Below are 24755 nucleotides of genomic sequence, written 5' to 3'. Positions count from 1 at the left end.
CCTTTTGTCACTCCTGTGAGCAATATTCGAGGTCAAGTTCTACTTTCGAGGGGATTGCGAGGGCTGTGATCCGGCTGCTTGACTGTGGCACCGCTACTCCTGAGTAGAACGTGGGTCGCGGGAGGTCTCGCCGGGGTCGGAAAACGGCGGCGCTCCGTATCGGCGAGACCACAGGGCGCAGTCCGGGATCGCGGCCGCCGCGCATCCGTCGGGACTCGGGGAAAGGGGACGGGGCCAGCCCGATCAGTTCTGTGGTCATTCTCATCGGTTTTTTGCCCATCGGACCCGGCGCCGCTGCGGCGCCGTTGCCGGGCACAAAGCAAACCCACCCCGACCCGGAAAGTGCCGCTTGATGTCGTCCACCGAGTTCGTTCCTCTCTCCGCCGCTCAGCAGAGCGTCTGGTACGCGCAGCAACTGGCGCCGGGAACGCCGATCCATCTCGCGCAGTACATCGAGATCGAGGGCCGGCTCGACCACGGACTGTTCGACCGGGTCGCGCGAATCGCGGCGCACGAGGCGCTCGCGATGAACGTCCGGCTGGTGGAGCGGGACGGAATTGCGCACCAGCGCCTGGACCCGGACGCGTCCGCGACCATTCCGCTCGTGGACCTCAGCGGCGAGCCCGACCCGCGCGCCGCCGCGCGGGCCCGGATGCGCGCCCGGATGGCCGAGCCCCTCCCGCTGGACGCCGAGCACCTGTACATCACCGAGCTGCTGCGGCTCTCGCCCGACCTGCACTGGTGGTTCCTGCGGGCGCACCACACGATCCAGGACGCCTACAGCGGCGCGATCGTGAGCCGCCGCGCCGCCGAGGTGTACACGATCCTCGCGAACGGCGGCGAGTACGTCCCCGCCGAGCAGGGCGATTACCGGCGCGTCCTCGCGGAAGAGGAGGCGTACCGGCGCTCGGAGAAGTTCGAGCGCGACCGCGCGTACTGGACGGAGCGGTTCGCCGACCGCCCCGTCGCGGTGAGCCTGTCGGACGGCCTGGCGGAGCCCACCGCCGACTACCTGACCCGCATCACGGTGATCCCGCCGGAGGAGGCCGCGGGCCTGGCCGCCGGGGCGCGCCGGCTCCGCACCGCCACCCCGGGCCTCGCGATCGCCGCGACCGCCGCGTACGTCGCCCGGATGACCGGCACCGAGGACGTCGTCCTCGGCCTCGCCGTCAGCGGCCGCACCACCCAGGTCGCCCTCGAGACCCCCGCGATGCTCGCGTCGGTCCTCCCGCTGCGCGTCGCCGTCACCCCGGACATGACGGTGGAGCGGCTGGTCCGCACCGCGACCCGCGCCGCCGCCCGCGCGCTGCGCCACCAGCGGTACCGCCGCGAGGACCTGCTGCGCGACCTGCGCCTGCTCGGCGAGCGCCGCCGCCTGCACGGGCCCGTCATCAACATCATGGCGTTCGACTACCGCATCGACTTCGCGGGCCTGCCCGCGAAGATGCACGCCATCACCACGGGCCCCATCGACGACCTGTCGATCAACATCTACGACAACTTCGACGGCACCGGGATGCGCGTCGACTTCGACGCGCACCCCGACCTGTACACCGGATCCGAGGTCGCCGCGCACCAGGACCGCTACGTCCGGTTCCTGCGGGCCCTCGGCGACGCGGACCCCGCGACGCCCCTGCGCGACGTCGCGCTCCTGGACGACGCCGAGCGCGGGCTCGTCCTGCGCGAGTGGAACGACACGTCCGCCCCCGTCGCCCCGGCGGTCGTCCCCGGCCTGGTGGAGGCGCAGGCCGCCCGGACGCCCGCCGCGACGGCCGTCACGTGCGACGGTGCCGCGCTGACGTACGCGGAGCTGAACGCCCGCGCGAACCGCTTGGCCCGGCACCTGATCGGGCGGGGCGTCGGCCCGGAGGACTTCGTGGCGCTGGCGCTGCCGCGCGACGCCGACCTCATCGTGGCGGCGCTGGCCGTGCTGAAGGCGGGCGCGGCGTACCAGCCGATCGACCTGGCCTACCCGGCGGACCGCATCGCGTACATGCTGGCCGACGCGAACCCGGCCGCCGTCATCACCACGTCGTCCGCGGCCATTCCGGACACCGCGGCCGCGGGGGCGGGCGCCGCCGCGGACGAGCGCGACGGCCGCGGGCGCGGCATCGCCCGCGTCGAGATCGACGCGCTCGACCTGGCCGGCGGCGGCTCGGCCACCGACGCCGCCGACGTCACCGACGCCGAGCGCGTCCGGCCGTTGCACCCCGGGCACCCCGCGTACGTCATCTACACCTCCGGTTCGACCGGGCGGCCCAAGGGCGTCGTCGTCTCGCACGCGAACGTCGTCGACCTGTGCGCGTGGGCGGGCCGGGAGTTCGGGCCCGACCGGCTGGCGCGGGTGCTGTTCTCCACCTCGATGAACTTCGACGTGTCGGTGTTCGAATGGCTCGTCCCGCTGACCTGCGGCGGCGAGATCGAGGTCGTCCGCGACCTGCTGGAGGTCGCCGAGCGGGGCGGCTGGTCGGGGACGCTGATCAGCGGCGTCCCGTCGGCGGTGTCGGCGCTGCTCGGCACCGGACGGCTCGACCTGCGGGCGGGCGACGTCGTGCTGGCGGGCGAGGCGCTCCCGGCGCGGCTCGTCCGGGACCTGCGCGCGCTGCTGCCGGACGCCCGCGTCTCGAACGTCTACGGGCCCACCGAGGCCACGGTCTACGCGGCCGCGTGGCACGACGACGGCAACACCGCCGGGCACGCGCCGATCGGCCGGCCGGTCGCCAACACCCGCGCGTACGTCCTGGACGCGGCGCTCGGCCCGGTCCCGCCCGGCGTCCCCGGCGAGCTGTACCTGGCGGGGGAGGGGCTGGCGCGCGGCTATCTGCACCGTCCCGGGCTGACCGCCGACCGGTTCGTCGCGTGCCCGTTCGGTGAGGAGAAGCTGGGGCACATCGAGTACCTCGGTCGCCTCGACCACCAGGTGAAGGTGCGGGGCTTCCGCATCGAACTGGGCGAGATCGAGACGGCGCTCGCCGCGCACCCGGCCGTGTCGCAGAGCGTCGTCGTGGCGCGCGAGGACGCCTCGGGCGACACCGTCCTCGCCGGCTACGTGGTGGGCGACGCCCCCGACCCGGCGGCGCTCCGCGACTTCGTCGGGCGGACGCTGCCCGACTACATGGTCCCCGCGGCGGTCGTCGTGCTCGACGCGATGCCGCTGAACCCGAACGGCAAGCTCGACCGCGCCGCCCTCCCCGCGCCCGGCGTCGCCGGGTCCGCCGCCGGACGGGCGCCCCGCGACGCCCGCGAGGAGGCGCTCTGCGCGGTGTTCGCCGAGGTGCTCGGCGCGGAGCGGGTCGGGATCGACGACGACTTCTTCGACCTCGGCGGCGACTCCCTCAAGGCGACGCGCGTCGCGTCCCGGGTCCGCGCCGTCCTGGGCGCCGACGTGAAGGTCCGCGCGGTGTTCGAGGCGCCGACCGTCGCGGCGCTCGCCGCCCGGCTGGCGGCGGAGGAGGGCGGCGGCGACGCCCGCCCGCCGCTCGTCCCCGCCGTGCGCCCCGACCCGCTGCCCGTCTCGTACGCGCAGCGCAGGCTGTGGTTCATCCACGACCTGGAGGGGCCGTCCGCGACCTACCACATCCCGATCCCGCTGCGGCTGCGCGGCGACCTCGACCTGGCCGCCGTCCGCGCCGCGACCCGCGACATGCTCGCCCGGCACGAGGCGCTGCGCACGGTGTTCGCCGAGGCCGGCGGCGAGCCGTGCCAGCGGATCCTGCCCGTCGGGGAGGCCGCGGCGGACCCGGTCGTCGCCGACTGCGGCCCGGACGAACTGGCCGGCGCGGTGCTCGCCGCCGCGACCCGCGGGTTCGACCTCGCCGCCGAGCCGCCGGTGCGGGTGCACGTGTTCCGCGTCGCGCCCCGCGACCACCTGCTGCTGCTCGTCCTGCACCACATCGCGGGCGACGGCTGGTCGATGGAGCCGCTGGCCCGCGACCTCATGACCGCGTACGCGGCCCGCGCCGCGGGGCGCGCCCCGGACTGGGCGCCGCTGCCCGTCCAGTACGCCGACTACGCCGTGTGGCAGCGCGCGGTGCTCGGCGACGAGGACGATTCCGCGAGCCCGATCTCCCGCCAGCTCGCTTACTGGCGGGCCGCGCTGGACGGGCTGCCCGAGGAGCTGGGGCTCCCGGCGGACCGCCCGCGCCCGGCCCGCGCGTCCGGGCGGGGCGCGCAGCACGCGTTCACGCTGCCGCCCGGGCTGCACGCGTCGCTCGCCGCGCTCGGCCGCGACCACGGCGCGAGCCTGTTCATGGTGCTGCAGGCGGCGCTCGCCGGGCTGTTCACCCGGCTGGGCGCCGGGACGGACGTGCCGATCGGCGCGCCGGTCGCGGGCCGCCCCGACGAGGCGCTGAACGACCTCGTCGGCGTGTTCGTCAACACGCTCGTGCTGCGCACCGACACCTCCGGCGACCCGACGTTCGGCGAGCTGCTCGCCCGCGTCCGGGAGACCGACCTCGCGGCGTTCGCCCACCAGGACGTCCCGTTCGAGCGGCTCGTCGAGGTGCTGAACCCGGCGCGGTCGATGGCGCGGCACCCGCTGTTCCAGGTCATGATCTCGATGCAGAACGACCCGTCCGCGCGGGTCGAGCTGCCCGGCCTGACGGTGGAGCCGGAACCCGTCGACCCGGGCGTCTCCCGGTTCGACCTGGCGCTGCTGGTGGACGAGCGGCACGACGCGTCCGGCGCGCCCGCCGGGATCGACTGCCGCCTGGAGTACGCCCTCGACCTGTTCGAGCCGGACACGGCGCGGGCGATGGCCGCGCGCCTCGAACGCCTCCTCGTGCAGGTCGCGGCGGCCCCCGACCGCCGGCTGTCGTCGGTCGACCTGCTCGACGGCGCCGAGCGCGCGATGCTGCTGGACGAGTGGAACGACACCGGCGTGCACGTCGAGCCGTGCGTCGTCCCCGACCTGGTGGAGGCGCAGGCCGCCCGGACGCCCGCCGCGACGGCCGTCGTCGCGGGCGCGGTCCGCCTCACGTACGCGGAGCTGAACGCCCGCGCGAACCGCCTGGCCCGGCACTTGATCGGGCGGGGCGTCGGCCCTGAGGACTTCGTGGCGCTGGCGCTGCCGCGCGACGCCGACCTCATCGTGGCGGCGCTGGCCGTGCTGAAGGCGGGCGCGGCGTACCAGCCGATCGACCTGGCCTACCCGGCGGACCGCATCGCGTACATGCTGGCCGACGCGAACCCTGCTGCCGTCATCACCACGACCGCCGCCGATCTCCCGCCGCTCGACGCGGCCCGGATCGAGTTCGACGCCCTCGACCTGGCCGGTGGCGGCCCGGCGGCCGACGGCGCCGACGTCACCGACGCCGAGCGCGTCCGGCCGTTGCACCCCGGGCACCCCGCGTACGTCATCTACACCTCCGGTTCGACCGGGCGGCCCAAGGGCGTCGTCGTCTCGCACGCCAACGTCGTCGACTTCTGCGCCGAGTCGTGGGACTCCTACGGCTGCGCGCGCATGGCGCGGGTGCTGTTCTCGACGTCGCTGAACTTCGACGTGTCGGTGTTCGAATGGCTCGTCCCGCTGACCTGCGGCGGCGAGATCGAGGTCGTCCGCGACCTGCTGGAGGTCGCCGAGCGGGGCGGCTGGTCGGGGACGCTGATCAGCGGCGTCCCGTCGGCGGTGGCGGCGCTCGTGGCGCGCGGCGGGCTGCGGCTGGAGGCGGGCGACATCGCGCTCGGCGGCGAGGCGCTGCCGCCGCAGCTCGTCCGGGACCTGCGCGCGCTGCTGCCGGACGCCCGCATCTCCAACATCTACGGCCCCACCGAGGCGACGATCTTCGTCACCGGCTGGTACGACGACGGCAACGCGCGGGGCAACGCGCCGATCGGCCGCCCCATGGCGAACACCCGCGCGTACGTGCTGGACGAGCGGCTGCGGCCCGTGCCCGTCGGGACGCCCGGCGAGCTGTACCTGGCGGGGGAGGGGCTGGCGCGCGGCTATCTGCACCGTCCCGGGCTGACCGCCGACCGGTTCGTCGCGTGCCCGTTCGGCGGCCGTCCGGGTGAGCGCATGTACCGGACGGGCGACCTGGTGCGCTGGAACCGGGACGGGCACATCGAGTACCTCGGTCGCCTCGACCACCAGGTGAAGGTGCGGGGCTTCCGCATCGAGCTGGGCGAGATCGAGACGGCGCTCGCCGCGCACCCGGCCGTGTCGCAGAGCGTCGTCGTCGCCCGCCGCGACGCCTCGGGCGACACCGTCCTCGCCGGCTACGTGGTGGGCGACGCCCCCGACCCGGCCGAGCTGCGCGCCTTCGCCGCGCGGACGCTGCCGGAGTACATGGTCCCGGCCGCGATCGTCGTGCTCGACGCGATGCCGCTGAACCCGAACGGCAAGCTCGACCGCGCCGCCCTCCCCGAACCGGACTTCTCCGGCGCCGCGACCGCGCGCGGTCCCCGCGACGCCCGCGAGGAGATCCTGTGCGGGATCTTCGCGGACGTCCTCGGGCTGCCCCGCGTCGGCATCGACGACGGGTTCTTCGACCTCGGCGGCGACTCCCTCAAGGCCACCCGCGTCGTCGCCCGCGCCCGCGCCGCGCTGAACGCCGAACTGCCCGTCCGGGCCCTGTTCGAGACCCCGACGGTCGCGGGCCTCGCCGCGCACGCCGCGTCCGCCGCCGCGGCCGGCCCGGCGCGCCCGGCGCTGCGCGCCGCCGCCGAGCGCCCCGACCCGCTGCCGGTGTCGCCCGCGCAGGAGCGGCTCTGGTTCCTCAACCGGTTCGAGGGCCGCACCGCCACCTACAACATGCCGATCCCGCTGCGGCTCACCGGCGCGGTCGACGTCGGCGCGATGCGGGCCGCGCTGCGCGACGTCGTCGCCCGGCACGAGCCGCTGCGCACCGTGTTCGGCGACGCGGACGGCGAGCCGCACCAGGTCGTCCTCCCGGCGGACGCCGTCGAGGTGCCGTTCACCGTCGCGGACGCCGACCCCGCCGACCCGCACGGCGCCCTGTTCATGGACGCGGCGCGCGGGTTCGACCTCGCCGCCGAACCGCCCCTGCGCGCCCACCTGTACCGGCTCGGCGCCGCCGCCGGGAGCGGGGAGGACGAGCACCTGCTGATGCTCGTGCTGCACCACATCGCCGGGGACGGCTGGTCGATGGCGCCGCTCGCCCGCGACGTGATCACCGCCTACCTGGCGCGCCGCGACGGCCGCGCCCCCGAGTGGGCGCCGCTGCCCGTCCAGTACGCGGACTACGCGCTGTGGCAGCGGGAGCTGTTCGGTTCCGAGGACGACCCGGGCAGCCTCGTCTCCCGCCAGATCGCCTACTGGCGCGGCGCGCTCGCCGGGCTGCCCGACGAGATCCGGCTCCCGCACGACCGGCCCCGCCCCGAGCGCGCGTCCTACCGCGGCGGGCAGGTTCCGTTCGAGCTGCCCGCCGACCTCGCCGCGGGGCTGCGCGCCCTCGCCCGCGACCACCAGGTCAGCGTGTTCATGGTGCTGCAGGCCGCGCTCGCCGCGCTGCTCACCCGGCTCGGCGCCGGGACGGACGTGCCGATCGGCTCGCCCGTCGCGGGCCGCACCGACGAGGCCCTCGACGACCTCGTCGGCGTGTTCGTCAACACGCTCGTGTTCCGCACCGACACCTCCGGCGACCCGGCGTTCGCCGAGCTGCTCGCCCGCGTCCGGGAGACCGACCTCGCCGCGCACGCCCACCAGGACGTCCCGTTCGAGCGGCTCGTCGAGGTGCTGAACCCGGCCCGGTCGCTGGCCCGGCACCCGCTGTTCCAGGTGATGCTGACGCTGCAGAACAACCCGGAGGCGTCCATCGAACTGCCCGGCCTCACCGTCGCCGTCGAACCGGTGGACGCCGGGGTCGCCAAGTTCGACCTGGAGTTCCTGCTGGAGGACGCGCGGGACGGCTCCGGCGCCCTCGCCGGGACGGTCGAGTACGCCCTCGACCTGTTCGACCGCGACACCGTCGAGCGCCTCGCCGGCTGGTACCGCCGCGTCCTGGAGGCGGCCGTGGCGTCCGGCGGCGCCGTCACCGTCACCGGCCTCGACCTGCCGGGCGCGCCCGTCCCCGAACCGGTGGAGGAGCGGACGGAGAAGCGGCTCGTCGCCTACGTCGTCGCGGCCCCCGGCGAGAAGCCCGACCCGGAGGAGCTCCGCGCGCACCTGCGCGCGAACCTGCCGGAGTCGATGGTGCCCGCCGCCGTCGTCGTCGTCGACGAGATGCCGCTCACCCCGAACGGCAAGGTCGACGTGAAGGCGCTGCCGCGGCCCGACCTCGCCGCGCCCGAGCCCGCCGCCGCGTACCGAGCGCCGTCCGGGCCGCGCGAGGAGGCCGTCGCCGCCGTCTTCGCCGACCTGCTCGGCGTGGACCGCGACCGGATCGGCGCCGACGACGACTTCTTCGCCCTCGGCGGCAACTCGCTGATCGCGATGCGGGTCGTCGGCCGCGTCCGCCGCGCGTTCGGCGCCGAGATCCCCGTCCGCGCCCTGTTCGAGGCGCCGACCGTCGCCGGGCTCGCCGCCCTCCTCGACGCCGGCGCCGAGCCGGAGCCCGCCCGCCCGCCGCTGGAGCGGCGCGAGCGGCCGGACGTCCTGCCGCTCTCGTACGCGCAGCAGCGGCTGTGGTTCCTCGGCCGGTTCGAGGGCCCGTCGGCGACCTACAACATGCCGACCGCGCTGCGCATCCGCGGCCCGCTGGACGCCGCCGCGGTCGACGCCGCCGTCGGCGACCTCGTCGCCCGGCACGAGACGCTCCGCACGGTCCTGCCCGACCACGGCGGGGTCCCCCGCCAGGTCGTCCTCGACCCGGCCGCCGCCCGCCCCGAACTGGAGATCACCGACACCACCGAGGCCGAGCTGCCGATGCGGCTCGCGACGGCCGCCGGGTACGCGTTCGACATCTCCGCCGAGCCGCCGCTGCGCACCCACCTGTTCCGGATCGCCCCGGACGAGCACGTCGCGCTGCTGCTCATGCACCACCTCGGCGGCGACGGCTGGTCGATGGCGCCGCTCGCCCGCGACTTCATCACCGCGTACGCGTCGCGCGCGGAGGGGCGTGCCCCCGAGTGGGAGCCGCTGCCGGTGCAGTACGCGGACTACACGCTGTGGCAGCAGGAGCTGTTCGGTTCGGAGGACGATCCGGGCAGCCTGATTTCGCGGCAGATCGCCTACTGGCGCGACGCCCTCGCCGGGCTGCCGGAGGAGCTGCCGATCCCGACCGACCGGCCGCGCCCCGCCGAGGCGTCCCACCGGGGCGCCACCGCCCGCTTCCGGCTCGGCCCCGACACCCTCGACGGGCTCCGCGGCCTCGCGCGGGACACCGGCGCGAGCCCGTTCATGGTCGCCCAGGCCGCGTTCGCCGCGCTCCTCACGCGGCTGGGCGCGGGGACGGACGTGCCGATCGGCTCGCCGATCGCGGGCCGCACCGACGAGGCCCTCGACGACCTCGTCGGCATGTTCGTCAACATGCTCGTGTTCCGCACCGACACGTCCGGCGACCCCACGTTCCGGGAACTCGTCGCGCGGGTGCGGGACACCGACCTCGCCGCCTACGCGAACCAGGACGTCCCGTTCGAGCGGCTCGTCGAGGTGCTGAACCCGCCGCGCCACCTCGGCCGGCACCCGCTGTTCCAGATCGGCCTCACCTTCCAGAACAACCCCGAGGCCCGCCTCGAACTCGACGGCTTCAGCGCCGAACCCGAACCCCTGCACGCCGGCGCCGCCCGCTTCGACCTGCTGATGGTCCTCACCGAGCGGGAGGACGGCCTCGACGGCGAACTCGAGTACGCCCTCGACCTCTTCGACCGCCGCACCGCCGAACGGCTCGTCGCGCGCTTCGAGCGCTACCTCGCCGCGCTGCTCGCCGCGCCGGACGCGTCCATCGCCGCCCCCGACGTCCTCGACGCGGACGAGCGCGCCGCCGTCCTCGGCGACTGGGCGGGCGGCTCCGGCCCCGCACGTCCCGTGGAGCGCGCCACGATCCCGGCGCTGTTCGAGGCGCGTGCGGCGGAGCGTCCGGACGCGGTGGCGGTGTCGTTCGAGGGGGTGTCGTGGACGTTCGGTGAGGTGAACGCGCGGGCGAACCGGTTGGCGCGTCGTCTGGTCGAGCGGGGTGCGGGTCCGGAGCAGTTCGTTGCGCTGGCGCTGCCGCGTTCGGCGGAGCTCGTGGTCGCGATCTTGGCGGTGTTGAAGGCGGGGGCGGCGTATGTGCCGATCGATCCGGACTATCCGGCCGATCGCATCGCCTACATGGTCGAGGACGCCCGTCCCGTCCTGACGATCCGCGCCGAAGACGTGGACGCAGCCGGATACGACGACACGAACCTGAATGTCCGGGTCTCCCCGGACAGTCCGGCGTACGTGATCTACACGTCCGGGTCGACGGGACGTCCGAAGGGCGTCGTGGTCCCGCATCAGAACGTGGTGCGGCTTCTCCGTTCCACGGAGGAGTGGTTCGATTTCGGTCCGGACGACGTGTGGACGCTGTTCCACTCGTACGCGTTCGACTTCTCGGTGTGGGAGCTGTGGGGCTCGCTGCTGTACGGCGGCCGTCTCGTCGTCGTGCCGTACCTCACGTCCCGTTCGCCGGCTGATTTCCTCGCGCTGCTCGAAGCCGAACGGGTCACGGTTCTGAACCAGACGCCGTCGGCGTTCTACCAGCTGATGGCGGCCGACAAGGAGTCGCCGGGGCGTGACCTGTCGGCGTTGCGGTACGTCGTGTTCGGTGGCGAGGCGCTTGAGCTGGGCCGTCTGGACGACTGGTACTCGCGGCATCCGGAGAACGCTCCGACGCTCGTCAACATGTACGGGATCACCGAGACCACGGTGCACGTCTCGTATGTCGCCCTCGACAGGGCGTACGCGGCGACCGCTCCCGGCAGCATCATCGGGACCGGGATCCCTGACCTGCGCGTCTACGTCCTGGACGACCGGCTGCGTCCCGTCCCGCCCGGGGTGGTCGGTGAGCTGTACGTGGCGGGCCCGGGACTCGCGCGCGGCTACCTGAACCGTCCCGCGCTGTCCGCGGAGCGGTTCGTCGCGGACCCCTACGGCGGGCCGGGCACCCGCATGTACCGGACGGGCGACCTCGGACGCTGGCTGGACGGCGGACGCCTCGAATACCTCGGGCGCGCGGACCAGCAGGTTCAGCTGCGCGGGTTCCGGATCGAGCTGGGAGAGGTGGAGGCGGCCCTCACCCGCCACGGCGACATCCGCGACGCCGCCGTGGTCGTGCGCGACGACCGCCTGGTCGCCTACGTCGTCGGCTCGGGCGTCGAGTCGTCGGAGCTGCGGCGGTTCGTCGGCCGTGACCTGCCGGACTACATGATTCCTGCGGTCATCGTCGAGTTGGAGGCGCTGCCGCTGACGGTGAACGGGAAGCTCGACCGCAAGGCGCTCCCCGAGCCCGACTTCTCGGCCAAGGTCTCCTCCCGCACTCCCTCCACCCCCGAAGAAGAGATCCTGGCCCGGCTGTTCGCCGAGGTGCTGAACCTTGAGCGGGTCGGGGTGGACGACGGGTTCTTCGACCTCGGCGGCGACTCCATCATCGCCATCCAGCTCGTTTCCCGGGCCCGTCAAAGCGGCTTGGTGGTGAGTCCGCGCGAGGTGTTCCAGCACCAGACCGTCGAGGAGCTCGCGGCGGTCGCCCGGCCGGTGGGGGAGGACGAGCAGGTCGAGGCGGAACCGCCCGGCGCGGGGGTCGGCCCGGTGCCGGTCACCCCGATCGTCGGGTGGCTGCGCGAGCGCGTGGACGGCGACGCGTCGCTCATCGCCGGGTTCCACCAGTCGATGCTGCTCCGCACGCCGCCCGCCCTCGGCGTCGACCGGCTGGCGGGCGCGCTCGCGACCCTCGTCGACCACCACGACGTCCTCCGCCTCCGCCTCGACGCGGACGAGGACGACGGCGGCCGCTGGCAGCCCGTCGTCCGCCCGGCGGGCGCGGTGGACGCGGCCGCGCTCGTCACCCGGGTCGACATCGCGGGCCTGGACGACGACAAGCGCGCCGCGCTGCTGGCCGAGCAGGCCGCGGCGGCGCGGGACCGCCTCGACCCGCGGGACGGGACGGTGGCGCAGCTCGTCTGGTTCGACGCGGGCGACGAGCAGGGCCGGCTCCTCGTCGTCCTGCACCATCTGGTGGTGGACGGCGTGTCGTGGCGGATCCTGCTGCCCGACCTCGTCACCGCGTGGGCCGGGGGAGACCTGCGGCCGGTCGGGACGTCGTTCCGCCGCTGGGCGCAGAAGCTCACCGCCGCCGCGCCCGGTGAGGACGCGCTCGAGGACTGGCTCGACATCGTGGACGGGCCGCCGCAGCGGCTCGCGTCCCGCGACCTCGACCCGCGGGTGGACATCGCGGCCCGCGCCCGGCACGTCACCCTCGACCTGCCCGCGGACGTCACGGGCCCGCTGCTCACGGACGTCCCGGCCGCGTGGAACGCCCGCGCGAACGACGTGCTGCTCGCGGGCCTCGCGCTCGCGGTGGCGCAGTGGCGGCGGCACCGGCCGGGCGGCGGGCGCGGCACCGACGTGCTGATCGACCTGGAGGGGCACGGCCGCGACGACGTGGTGCCGGGCGCGGACGTGTCCCGGACGGCCGGGTGGTTCACCTCGATCCACCCGGTGCGCCTCGACGCGGGACCCGCCGACTGGACGCAGGTCCGGGCCGGGGGACCGGGCGTCGCGGCGGCCGTCAAGAAGGTGAAGGAGCAGCTCCGGGCCGTCCCGGACGCCCAGCAGTACGGCCTCCTGCGGTACGTCGACCCGGACGGGGAGGCCGCGGCCGAGCTGGCCGCGGCGCCGCCCGCGCAGATCGCGTTCAACTACCTCGGGCGGGTCGCGCCCGGCGGCGCCGAGGACTGGGCGCTGGCGCCGGAGGAGCCGCCCGCCGGGGAGGACCCGCGGATGCCGATGGCGCACGCCCTGGAGATCAACGCGATCACCCGGGACCTGCCGGACGGCCCCGTCCTGTCCGCCACCTGGACCTGGCCGGGCGAGCTGCTGGACGGCGCCGACGTGCGGGACCTCGCGGACGCCTGGTTCACCGCCCTGCGCGGCCTCGTCGCGCACGTCACCGCCGCCGCGTCCGGCGACGGCACCGCGCCGGTCGGCGGGTTCACCCCGTCCGACCTGCTCGTGGACCTCGACCAGAGTGAGATCGACACGCTGCAGAACGCCTGGAGGAACCAGCATTGAACCGGGGGGACCTCGAAGACATCCTGCCGCTGTCGCCGCTCCAGCAGGGGTTCTTCTTCCACGCCCTGTTCGACGCCGACGACACGGACGTCTACACGGCCCAGTTCGTCCTCGACCTGGAGGGCCCGCTGGACGTCCCGGCGCTGCGGGCCGCCGCGGAGACGCTGCTGCGCCGTCACGCCAACCTGCGCGCCGCGTTCTGGCACGAGGACCTGTCGCGGCCGGTGCAGGTGGTCCCGCGGACGGCGGACCTGCCGTGGGAGGAGGTCGCGGCGGCGGACGCGGCCGAGGCGGACGCGGTCGTCGCGCGGGAACGGGCCCGCGGGTTCGACATGACCGCGCCGCCGCTGCTGCGGTTCGTCCTGGTCCGGACGGGGCCCGAGCGGTTCCGGCTCGTCTTCACCAACCACCACATCCTGCTGGACGGCTGGTCGACGCCGATCCTCGCGACCGAGCTGTTCATGCTGTACGTGCAGGGCGGCCACGACGCCGGGTTCCCGCGCGTCACCCCGTACAAGAACTACCTCGCGTGGCTCGCGCGGCAGGACCGGGCCGCCGCCGAGGACGCCTGGCGCCGCGCCCTCGACGGCGTCGACGGCCCGTGCCTGGTCGCGCCGGAGGCCGCCGCCCGCGCGCCCCGCCCGCCCGAGCGGACGGCCACCGCGCTGGACCGGCGGACGACGCGGCGGCTCACCCGCGCGGCCCGCCGCCACAACGTCACGCTGAGCACCGTCCTGCAGGGCGCGTGGGGGCTGGTCCTCGGCCGGCTCCTCGGCTCCCGCGACGTCGTGTTCGGCGCGACCGTCTCGGGCCGCCCGCCCGAGCTGCCCGGCATCGAGCAGATGATCGGGCTGTTCATCAACACGCTGCCGATCCGCGTCCGGTACCGGCCGGACGAGCCGCTCGCCGCGCTCCTGGAGCGGTTGCAGGCCGAGCAGACCGACCTGCTCCCGCACCACCACCTCGGCCTCACCGACATCCAGCGGGCCGCCGGGCAGGGCGGCGCGCTGTTCGACACGATGACGGTGCTGGAGAACTACCCGTTCGACCCGGCGTCGATGGAGGGCTCGCTGAACGGCGTCCGCATCGCCGCCGCCGACTCCTACGACGCCACGCACTTCCCGCTGTCGTTCGTCGCCGCGCCCGGGGAGGAGCTGTCGCTGCGGCTGCACTTCCGGCCGGACGTGTTCGAGCGGGACGCCGTGGAGGGGCTGCTCGCCCGGGTCCGCCGCGTCCTGGAGGCGTTCGCCGACGACCCGTCCCGCACCGTCGGCGCCCTCGACCTCGCCGGGGACGGCGGGCGGGCCGCGCTCGCCGCGTGGAACGACACCGCCGCCGCCGTCCCCGCCGGGACGGTCCCCGACCTGTTCGAGGCGCGGGCCGCCCGCACCCCCGACGATGTCGCGCTCGTCTGCGGCGGCGCGTCCCTCACCTACGCCGAGCTGAACGACCGCGCGAACCGCCTCGCCCGCGACCTCGCCGCGCGCGGCGTCGGCCCCGAGGACCGCGTCGCGCTCGTCCTGCCCCGCACCCCCGACGTCGTCGTCGCGATCCTCGGCGTGCTCAAGGCGGGCGCGGCGTACGTGCCGGTCGACCCCGAGTACCCGGCCGACCGCATCGCGTTCATGCTGGACGACTGCGCCCCCGCGTGCACGATCACCCCGGACGACGTCCCGTCCGCCGGGGACGGGCTCGGGAACCCGGACCGCGCCCTGCGCGGCGCGAACGCCGCCTACGTCATCTACACATCGGGTTCGACCGGCCGGCCCAAGGGCGTGACGGTCACCCACTCGGCCGTCCTCAACTACTACGAGGCGCACCGGGACCGGCTCTTCGACCCGGTCGCCGAGGCGGCGGGCGGACGCCGGATGCGGTTCGCGCACCTCGCGTCGTTCTCGTTCGACACGTCGTGGATGGGCCTGCTGTGGATGATGCACGGCCACGAGCTCCACCTCATCGACGACGACACCCGCCGCGACGTCGAGGCGTACACCCGGTACGTGGCGCGCGCGCACATCGACGTCGTCAACACGACTCCCTCGCACTTCACGTCCCTGCGCGACGCGGGCCTGCTGGACGACGACGGGCGGCACCGCCCGGCGCACCTCCTCCTCGGCGGCGAGGCCGTCGGCGAGGCGCTCTGGGCCGAGCTGCGCGCCCTCGCCCCCGCCCTCACCGCCCGCAACTTCTACGGGCCGACCGAGTCGACGGTCGACACGACGAACCAGGTCGTCGCCGGCGCCGACCGGCCCTCGATCGGCGGCCCGCAGCGCGGCACCCGCGCCTACGTGCTGGACGCCGCCCTCCAGCCCGCGCCCCCCGGCGTCCCCGGCGAGCTGTACCTGGCGGGCGCCCAGCTCGCCCGCGGCTACCTCGGCCGCCCCGGCCTGACCGCCGGACGGTTCGTCGCCGACCCGTACGGCCCGCCCGGCGACCGCATGTACCGGACCGGCGACCTCGCCCGGTGGCGCCCCGACGGCACCCTCGAGTACCTCGGCCGCGCCGACGACCAGGTCAAGATCCGCGGATACCGGGTCGAGCCCGGCGAGATCGAGTCCGTCCTGGCCGGGTTCGAGGGCGTCGCGGGGGCCGCCGTCGTCGTCCGCGACGGCCGCCTCGCCGCCTACGTCGTCCCCGCCTCCGTGGACGTCGCCGCGCTGCGCGCGCACGCCGCCGCCCGGCTGCCCGACCACATGATGCCGTCGTTCACGGCCCTCGACGCGCTCCCGCTCACCGTGAACGGCAAGCTCGACCGGGCCGCGCTGCCCGCCCCCGGCGGCACCGCCGGGGCCGGCCGCCGCGCGCCCCGCACCCCGCAGGAGGAGATCCTCGCGGGCCTGTTCGCCGAGATCCTCGGCGCGGCCCGCGTCGGCGCCGACGACTCGTTCTTCGACCTCGGCGGCGACTCCCTCACCGCCACCCGCCTCGTCGGCCGGGTCCGCTCCGCCCTCGGCGCCGAACTCCCCGTCCGGGCGCTGTTCGAGGCCCCGACCCCCGCCGGGCTCGCCGCCCGCCTCGCCGGCGCCGGACGCGACGTCCGGCCCGCCCTCCGGCCCGCCGAACGGCCCGACGTCGTCCCGCTCTCGCACGCGCAGCAGCGGCTCTGGTTCCTCAACCGGTTCCAGGGCGCCGGGGCCCTGTTCAACATGCCGGTCGCGCTCCGCCTCGACGGCGCCCTCGACCTCGACGCCCTCCGCGCCGCGCTCGCCGACGTCGCCGCCCGGCACGAGTCGCTCCGCACCATCTTCCCGGACGGCTCCGGCAGCGCCCGCCAGCTCGTCCTCGACCCGGCCGCCGCCCGGCCCCGCCTGGACGCGGCCGCGACCGACGAGGCGCGGCTGCCCGCCGCCCTCGCCGCGGCCGCCGGGCAGGGCTTCGACCTCTCCGTCGAGCCGCCGCTGCGGGCCCGCCTGTTCGCGCTCGGCGGCGACACGCACGTCCTGCTGCTGGTCCTGCACCACATCGCCGCCGACGGCTGGTCGATGGCGCCGCTCGCCCGCGACGTCATCCTCGCCTACGCGTCGCGCGCGGAGGGCCGTGCCCCCGAGTGGGCGCCGCTGCCCGTCCAGTACGCGGACTACACGCTGTGGCAGCGGGACCTGTTCGGTTCGGAGGACGACCCGGACAGCCTGATTTCGCGGCAGATCGCCTACTGGCGCGACGCCCTCGCCGGGCTGCCCGACGAGCTGCCGCTCCCCGCCGACCGGCCGCGCCCCGCCGAGGCGTCCTACCGGGGCGGCACCCACGAGTTCGACCTCGACGCCGACCTGCACGCCGGGCTCGTCGCCCTCGCCCGCCGGCACGGCGCCAGCCTCTTCATGGTCGTGCAGGCCGCCTACGCCGCGCTCCTCACGCGGCTGGGCGCGGGGACGGACGTGCCGATCGGCTCGCCGGTCGCGGGCCGCACCGACGAGGCCCTCGACGACCTCGTCGGCATGTTCGTTTTCTTTCTCGTTTTGCTCCCCTTCCCTTCCGGCGCCCCGTCTTTCCACGACCTGATCGCCCGCGTGAAGGACACCGACCTCGCCGCCTACGCGAACCAGGACCTCCCGTTCGAGCGGCTCGTCGAGATCCTCAACCCGGCGCGCTCGATGGCCCGGCACCCGCTGTTCCAGGCCGTCCTGTCCTTCCAGAACAACCCCGAGGCCCGCCTCGAACTCGACGGCCTCACCGGCCGCGCCGAACCCCTCGCCTCCGGCGTCGCGAAGTACGACCTGTCGCTCTACCTGCGGGAGCGCCACGGCGACGACGGCGCGCCCGGCGGCCTCGAAGCCGCGCTCGAGTACGCCCTCGACCTGTTCGACCCCGCCACCGCCGCCTCGATCGGCGACCGCTTCGAACGGCTCGTCCGCGCGCTCGTCGCCGACCCCGACGCCCCCATCGGCACCGCCGACGTCCTCGACCGCACCGAGCGCCGCACCCTCCTGCGCACGTGGGCGGGCGGCCGCGCCCCGGTCGCCGAGCGGGCGACGATCCCTGCGTTGTTCGAGGCGCGTGCGGCGGAGCGTCCGGACGCGGTGGCGGTGTCGTTCGAGGGGGTGTCGTGGACGTTCGGTGAGGTGAACGCGCGGGCGAACCGGTTGGCGCGTCGCTTGGTCGAGCGGGGTGTGGGTCCGGAGCAGTTCGTTGCGCTGGCGCTGCCGCGTTCGGCGGAGCTGGTCGTTGCGATCCTTGCGGTGTTGAAGGCGGGCGCGGCGTATGTGCCGATCGATCCGGATTATCCGGAGGATCGGATCGCGTACATGCTGGACGACGCCCGTCCCGTCCTGACGATCCGGCCGGAGGACGTCGACGCTCCCGGATACGACGACACGAACCTGGACGTGCCGATCTCCCCGGACAACCCGGCGTACGTGATCTACACGTCCGGTTCGACGGGCCGCCCGAAGGGTGTTGTCGTCCCGCACCAGAACGTGGTCCGACTCCTGCGCTCTACGGAGAAGTGGTTCGACTTCGGTCCGGACGACGTGTGGACGCTGTTCCACTCGTACGCGTTCGACTTCTCGGTGTGGGAGCTGTGGGGCTCGCTCCTGTACGGCGGCCGTCTCGTGGTCGTCCCCTACATGACTTCACGGTCGCCGCAGGACTTCCTTCGCCTGCTCGAAGCGGAGCGGGTGACGGTCCTCAACCAGACGCCGTCGGCGTTCTACCAGTTGATGGCCGCCGACCGGGAGAACCCGGGCCACGACCTTTCGGTGCTGCGCTATGTCGTCTTCGGCGGGGAAGCTCTCGAACTCGGCCGTCTGGACGACTGGTACTCGCGGCATCCGGAGAACGCTCCGACGCTCGTCAACATGTACGGGATCACCGAGACCACGGTGCACGTCTCGTACATCGCCCTCGACCGTGCGTACGCGGCGACCGCGCCCGGCAGCATCATCGGCACCGGGATCCCCGACCTGCGCGTCTACGTGCTCGACGACTACCTCCAGCCCGTTCCGCCGGGCGTCGTGGGCGAGCTGTACGTGGCGGGTCCCGGCCTCGCGCGCGGCTACCTCGACCGTCCGGGACTGTCCGCCGAGCGGTTCGTCGCCGACCCCCACGGCAAAGCGGGCACCCGCATGTACCGGACGGGTGACCTGGGCCGATGGCGCCGCGACGGGGCACTGGAGTACCTCGGGCGCGCGGACCAGCAGGTTCAGCTGCGTGGGTTCCGGATCGAGCTGGGCGAGGTGGAGGCGGCCCTCACCCGCCACGGCGACATCCGCGACGCCGCTGTCGTCGTGCGCGACGACCGCCTGGTCGCCTACGTCGTCGGCTCGGGCGTCGAGTCGTCGGAGCTGCGGCGGTTTGTGGGCCGTGACCTGCCGGACTACATGGTTCCCGCGGTCATCGTCGAGCTGGACGCCCTCCCGCTGACGGTGAACGGGAAGCTCGACCGCAAGGCGCTCCCCGAACCGGACCTGTCGGCCAAGGTCTCCTCCCGCACTCCCTCCACTCCCGAAGAAGAGACCCTGGCCCGGCTGTTCGCCGAGGTGCTGAACCTTGAGCGGGTCGGGGTGGACGACGGGTTCTTCGACCTCGGCGGCGACTCCATCATCGCCATCCAGCTCGTTTCCCGGGCCCGTCAGAGCGGCTTGGTGGTGAGTCCGCGCGAGGTGTTCCAGCACCAGACCGTCGAGGAGCTCGCGGCGGTCGCCCGGCCGGTGGGGGAGGACGAGCAGGTCGAGGCGGAACCGCCCGGCGCGGGGATCGGGCAGGTTCCCGCGACGCCGATCATGCACTGGTTCCGGGACCTCGACGGGCCGGTCGCGGGCTACAGCCAGCGCATGCTGCTCCAGGTGCCGCCGTCCCTCGGCGTCGCGGACCTGACCCGGGCGCTGCGCATGGTCATCGACCACCACGACATGCTCCGCCTCCGCGTGCACGGCGCCGAGTTCGAGGTCGCCGAGCGGGGGGCGGTCGACGCGGCGCCGCTCGTCCGGCGCGTGGACGTCGCCGGGCTGGACGGCGCGGAGCTGCGGGCGGTCCTCGCCGCGGAGGCCCGCGCCGCGCGCGCCCGGCTCGACCCCGAGGCCGGGACGACGGCGCAGCTCGTCTGGTTCGACGCCGGCCCGGACCGCTCGGGCCGCCTCCTGCTCACCCTGCACCACCTGGTCGTGGACGGCGTGTCGTGGCGGGTGCTGCTGCCCGACCTCGTCACCGCGTGGGCCGGGGAGGCGCCCGACCCCGTCCCGACGTCGTTCCGCCGGTGGGCGCAGCGGCTCGCCGCCGAGGCGTCCGACCCGGCCCGCGCCGCCGAGCTGCCGCTGTGGGAGGACGTCCTCGCGACGCCCGATCCCGCGCTGGGCGCGCGGCCGCTGGACCCGGCCGCCGACACGTTCGGCGCCGCCCGCCACCGCACGGTGAGCCTGCCCGCCGACGTCACCGGGCCGCTCCTCGCGGACGTCCCGGCCGCGTTCCACGGGCGGGTCAACGACGTGCTGCTCACCGCGCTCGCGCTGGCCGTCGCCGAGTGGCGCCGCGACCGGGGCGTGACGGACGAGACGGCGGTGCTCGTCGACCTCGAGGGCCACGGCCGCGAGGAGATCGTCCCGGGCGTGGACCTGTCGCGGACGGTCGGCTGGTTCACGTCGATCTTCCCGGTGCGGCTCGACGCGGGCTGGGTGGAGCCGTCCGACGTCCGCGAGGGCGGCCAGGCGGTCGGGACCGCGCTGAAACGCGTCAAGGAGCAGCTCCGGGAGATCCCCGACAACGGGATCGGGTACGGGCTGCTGCGGTACCTCAACCCGTCGTCGGCGGCGCGGCTCGCCGGGCGCCCGCACCCGCAGGTCGCGTTCAACTACCTGGGGCGGTCGGCCGCCCCGGAGGCCGCCGACTGGGGCCCGGCCGCGCAGGAGGAGTCCGACGCCCTGGGCGGCGGGCAGGACGACGCGCTCGCGCTCGTCCACGCGATCGAGGTGAACGCCCACACCCGGGACCTGCCGGACGGCCCCGAACTGACCGCCACCTGGACCTACGCCGCGGACCTGTTCGACGACGCCGCGATCGCCGACCTGGCGGGGCGCTGGACGGCGGCGCTGCGCGGCCTCGTCGCGCACGTCGTGGACGGCGCCGCCGCGGGCCCGGTCGGCGGGTTCACGCCGTCCGACCTGTCGCTGGTGGACGTCAGCCAGGACGAGATCGACGAGCTCGCCGCGGAGCTCGACGGGGAATGGGAGGACGATTGAGCACGTCGCAACTCGAGGACATCCTCCCGCTGTCCCCCCTGCAGCAGGGGCTGTTCTTCCACGCCCTGTACGACTCGGACCGCGACGTCTACACGGCGCAGATCGTGTTCGACCTGCGCGGACCGCTGGACGCGGACGCGCTGCGGGCCGCCGCCGCGACGCTGCTGCGCCGCCACGCGAACCTGCGCGCCGGGTTCCGGCAGCGCAAGGAGGGCTCGCCCGTCCAGGTCGTCCACCGCACGGTGAAGCTGCCCTGGCGGGACGCCGACCTGACCGGCCTGCCGGACGCCGACCGGGAGGCGGAGGCGCGGCGGCTCGCGGACGCCGAGCGGGCCCGGCCGTTCGACATGGCGAAGCCGCCGCTGCTGCGGTTCCTGCTCATCCGGCTGGGCGACGACCTGCACCGCATGGTGTTCACCAACCACCACATCCTGCTCGACGGCTGGTCCACGCCCGTCCTGCAGACCGAGCTGTTCGCGCTCTACCTGGCGAAGGGCGACGACACCGGCATGCCGCGCGTCGCCCCGTACAAGAACTACCTCGCGTGGCTCGCGCAGCAGGACCGGGCCGCCGCCGAGGACGCCTGGCGCCGCGCCCTCGACGGGTTCACCGAGCCCGCGCTCGTCGCGCCCGGCGCGTCCGAGCCCGGCGCGGAGACGCCGGGACGGGTCCGCACCCGCCTCACCGAAGACCTCACCGCCGCGCTCGGCGCGCGCGCCCGCGCGCAGGGCGTCACCCTCAACACCGTCCTGCAGCTCGCGTGGGGCGTCCTGCTGGGCCGCCTCACCGGGAGCACGGACGTCGTGTTCGGCGCCGCCGTGTCCGGACGGCCCCCCGAACTGCAGGGCGTCGAGCAGATGATCGGCCTGTTCATCAACACGCTGCCGATCCGGGTGCGGGTCCGCCCCGCCGACACCGTCGCCGCCGCGCTCACCCGGCTGCAGGACGAGCAGGCCGCGCTGATGCCGCACCACCACCTCGGCCTCTCCGACGTGCAGCGGCTCGCGGGCGGCCGGGCGCTGTTCGACACGATGACGGTGCTGGAGAACTACCCGTTCGACCCCGACGCCGCGGGCACCGACCTCGGCGGGCTGTCCCTGCACGGCGTGGACGGCCACGACGCCAGCCACTACCCGCTGACGTTCGCGGCCGTCCCCGGCCGGGCGCTGTCGCTGCGGATCGACCACCGCACCGACCTGTTCCCGCCGGACGACGCCGAACGGCTGATGCGGCGGCTGGTCCGCGTCCTCGAGGCGATCGCGCACCGGCCCGGCCTGCCGCTCGGCGCCGTCGACGTCCTCGACGCCGAGGAGCGCGCGCTCGTCCTGCGCGACTGGCAGGGACCGGAGACCGGCCGCCCCGCCCGCACCGTCACCGGCGTCTTCGCCGAGCGGGTCGCCGCCGCGCCCGGCGCGGTCGCCGTCCGGACGCCGCACACCGGCGCGTCGCTCACCTACGCCGACCTGGACGAGCGCGCCAACCGGCTCGCGCACCGGCTCATCGGGCTCGGGGTCGGGCGGGACGTGCCGGTCGCCGTGCTGCTGGAGCGGTCCGCCGACATCGCCGTCGCGTCCCTCGCGATCCTCAAGGCGGGCGGCGCGTACGCGCCGATCCACCACGGGTACCCGGCCGAGCGCACCGCGTGGGCGGTCGCCGAGGTCGCGGCGCCCGTCCTCGTGGTGAACGCGCCGATGCGCGGGCGCGCCGCGGACCTGGAGACGTCCGCGCACGTCCTCGACCTCGACGGCGACCCCGAACTCGCCGCGCTGCCCGGCACCGACCCCGGCGTCCCGTGCCACCCCGAGCAGCTCGCGTGCGTCCTGTTCACCTCCGGGTCGACGGGCGTGCCGAAGGGCGTGATGCTCCGGCACCGCGACGCCGTCGACCTCGCCACGGACGGACGGCTGCGCGGCGGGGCCCACGACCGCGTCCTGGTGCACTCGCCGCACGCGTTCGACGCGTCGCTCTACGAGCTGTGGACGCCGCTGCTGCACGGCGGCACGGCCGTCGTCGCGCCGCCCGGCCACCTCGACGGCGCCGCCATCGAGCGGCTCGCCGAGGACGGCGACCTCACCGGCCTGTTCCTCACCACGACCCTGTTCAACCTCGTCGCGGACGAGCGGCCGCAGGCGTTCGCGCGGCTCCGCGAGGTGCTCACCGGCGGCGAGGCCGGATCCCCGGCGGCGGTCCGCAAGGTCCTCGCCGCGTGCCCCGGCACCGAGGTCGGCAACGTGTACGGGCCGACCGAGGCCACCACGTACACGACCGTCACCGGGCTGCGCGGCCCGCTCGCCGACCCCGCCGAGACGTCCGCCGTGCTGGGCCGCCCGATCGGCGACATGCGCGTCTACGTGCTGGACGCGGGCCTGCGGCCCGTCCCGCCCGGGGTGGTGGGGGAGGCGTACATCGCGGGCGCCGGGCTCGGCCGCGGCTACCTGCGCCGCCCGGCGCTCACCGCCGAGCGGTACGTCGCCGACCCGTACGGCGCGCCCGGCGACCGCATGTACCGGACGGGCGACCTGGTGCGGTGGCGCCCCGGCGGCACCCTGGAGTACGTCGACCGCGCCGACTTCCAGGTGAAGGTGCGGGGCTTCCGCATCGAGCTGGGCGAGATCGAGGCCGCGGTCGCCGCGCACCCCGCCGTCGCGAACGTCGCCGTCGTCGCCCGCGAGGACGCGCCCGGCGTGAAGTCGCTCGTCGCGTACGTCATCGCCCCCGGCCTGCCCGCCGGGGACGGGGACGGGGACGGGACGGGCGGCCTGCGGCGGTTCGTCGCCCGCCGGCTCCCCGAGTACATGGTGCCCGCGGCGTTCGTCCGGCTCGACACGTTCCCCGTCGGGCCCAACGGCAAGCTCGACCGCCGCGCGCTGCCCGCCCCCGACTACGGGGAGGCCGCCGCCGGGCGCCCCCCGGCCACCCCCGAGGAGGAGCGGCTCGCCGGGATCGTCGCGGGCGTCCTCGGCCTCGACGAGGTCGGCGCGGACGTCAGCTTCTTCGACCTCGGCGGCGACAGCATCACCGCGCTGAAGGTCGTCACCCGCGCCCGGCAGGCCGGCATCGAGCTGACCCCCAAGGACGTGTTCACCCACCAGACGGTCGAGGCCCTCACCCGCGTCGGCGACCCCGAGGACCGGCTCGGCTTCGAGGTGCTGCTCCCGATCCGGGCGTCCGGGACGCGGCCGCCGGTGTTCTTCGTGCACCCCGCCGGGGGCCTCGCGTGGGGCTACCTGCAGTTCCGGCGGCACCTCGGACCCGACCAGCCCGTCTACGGGCTCCAGGCGCGGGCGTTCACCCGGTCCGAGCTGCCGGGGTCGGTCGAGGAGATGGCCGAGGACTACCTGGCGCAGATCCGCGCCGTCCGCCCGTCCGGCCCCTACCACCTCGCGGGCTGGTCGCTCGGCGGGCTCGTCGCCTACGAGATGGCCGTCCGCCTCCGGGCCGCGGGAGAGGAGGTCGGGATGCTCGCGCTCATCGACGCCTACCACGGGCAGGACCTCGAGTCCGAGCGCCGCGAGGTCCTGCCCGAGCTGCTCCAGGCCATCGGCATCGACGCCGGGATGATCGCCGCGGACGGCGCCCCCGACATGGCGCGGATCATGGCGGTGCTCGCCGAGCGCGAGGACGCCCTCGCCACCCTCGGCGAGGACGACCTCGTCAACGTCTACCGCAACTACGAGAACGGGCTCCGGCACGCCGAGGAGTACCGGCCCGGCCGGTACCGCGGCGACGTGGTGTTCTTCACCGCGCTCAGGGGGCGCACCGCCGACTCCCCCACCGGGCGGGCGAACTGGGGCCCGCTCGTCGACGGCGGCGTCGAGGAGTACCCGATCGACGTCGACCACCACCTGCTGATGGAGCCCGGCCCCGCCGCCGAGATCGGCGCCGTGCTCGCCGCAAGGCTCGACAAACTCCACAGCGAGACCGGAAAGGGATGA

The 24755-nt window shown here is 75.1% G+C and carries 3 protein-coding genes; all 3 read left to right on the top strand.

What is annotated here, in order from left to right; all coding sequences use genetic code 11:
* The first annotated feature begins 352 nt into the window (after positions 1-352).
* From H505_RS48465 to H505_RS0100230, 3 genes are read left to right on the top strand one after another with little or no spacing between them, the layout of a single operon-like run.
* Complete coding sequence (locus H505_RS48465) at positions 353-13150, top strand: non-ribosomal peptide synthetase (RefSeq protein WP_064743425.1); 12798 nt, start codon at positions 353-355, stop codon at positions 13148-13150.
* Entirely contained in the window at positions 13147-20820 is a 7674-nt protein-coding gene (locus tag H505_RS0100235) for a non-ribosomal peptide synthetase (protein WP_026400352.1), read from the top strand. Before H505_RS48465 ends, H505_RS0100235 begins: the two co-directional genes overlap by 4 nt.
* Positions 20817-24755, top strand: coding sequence for a non-ribosomal peptide synthetase (locus H505_RS0100230; protein WP_026400351.1), 3939 nt, complete (start codon positions 20817-20819; stop codon positions 24753-24755). The genes H505_RS0100235 and H505_RS0100230 overlap by 4 nt, the downstream gene beginning before the upstream one ends.

It is taken from the genome of Actinomadura rifamycini DSM 43936, assembly GCF_000425065.1.
Lineage (GTDB): Bacteria > Actinomycetota > Actinomycetes > Streptosporangiales > Streptosporangiaceae > Spirillospora > Spirillospora rifamycini.
Note: the sequence above shows the minus strand (reverse complement) of the source record. Positions and strands in the feature narration are given on the sequence as shown.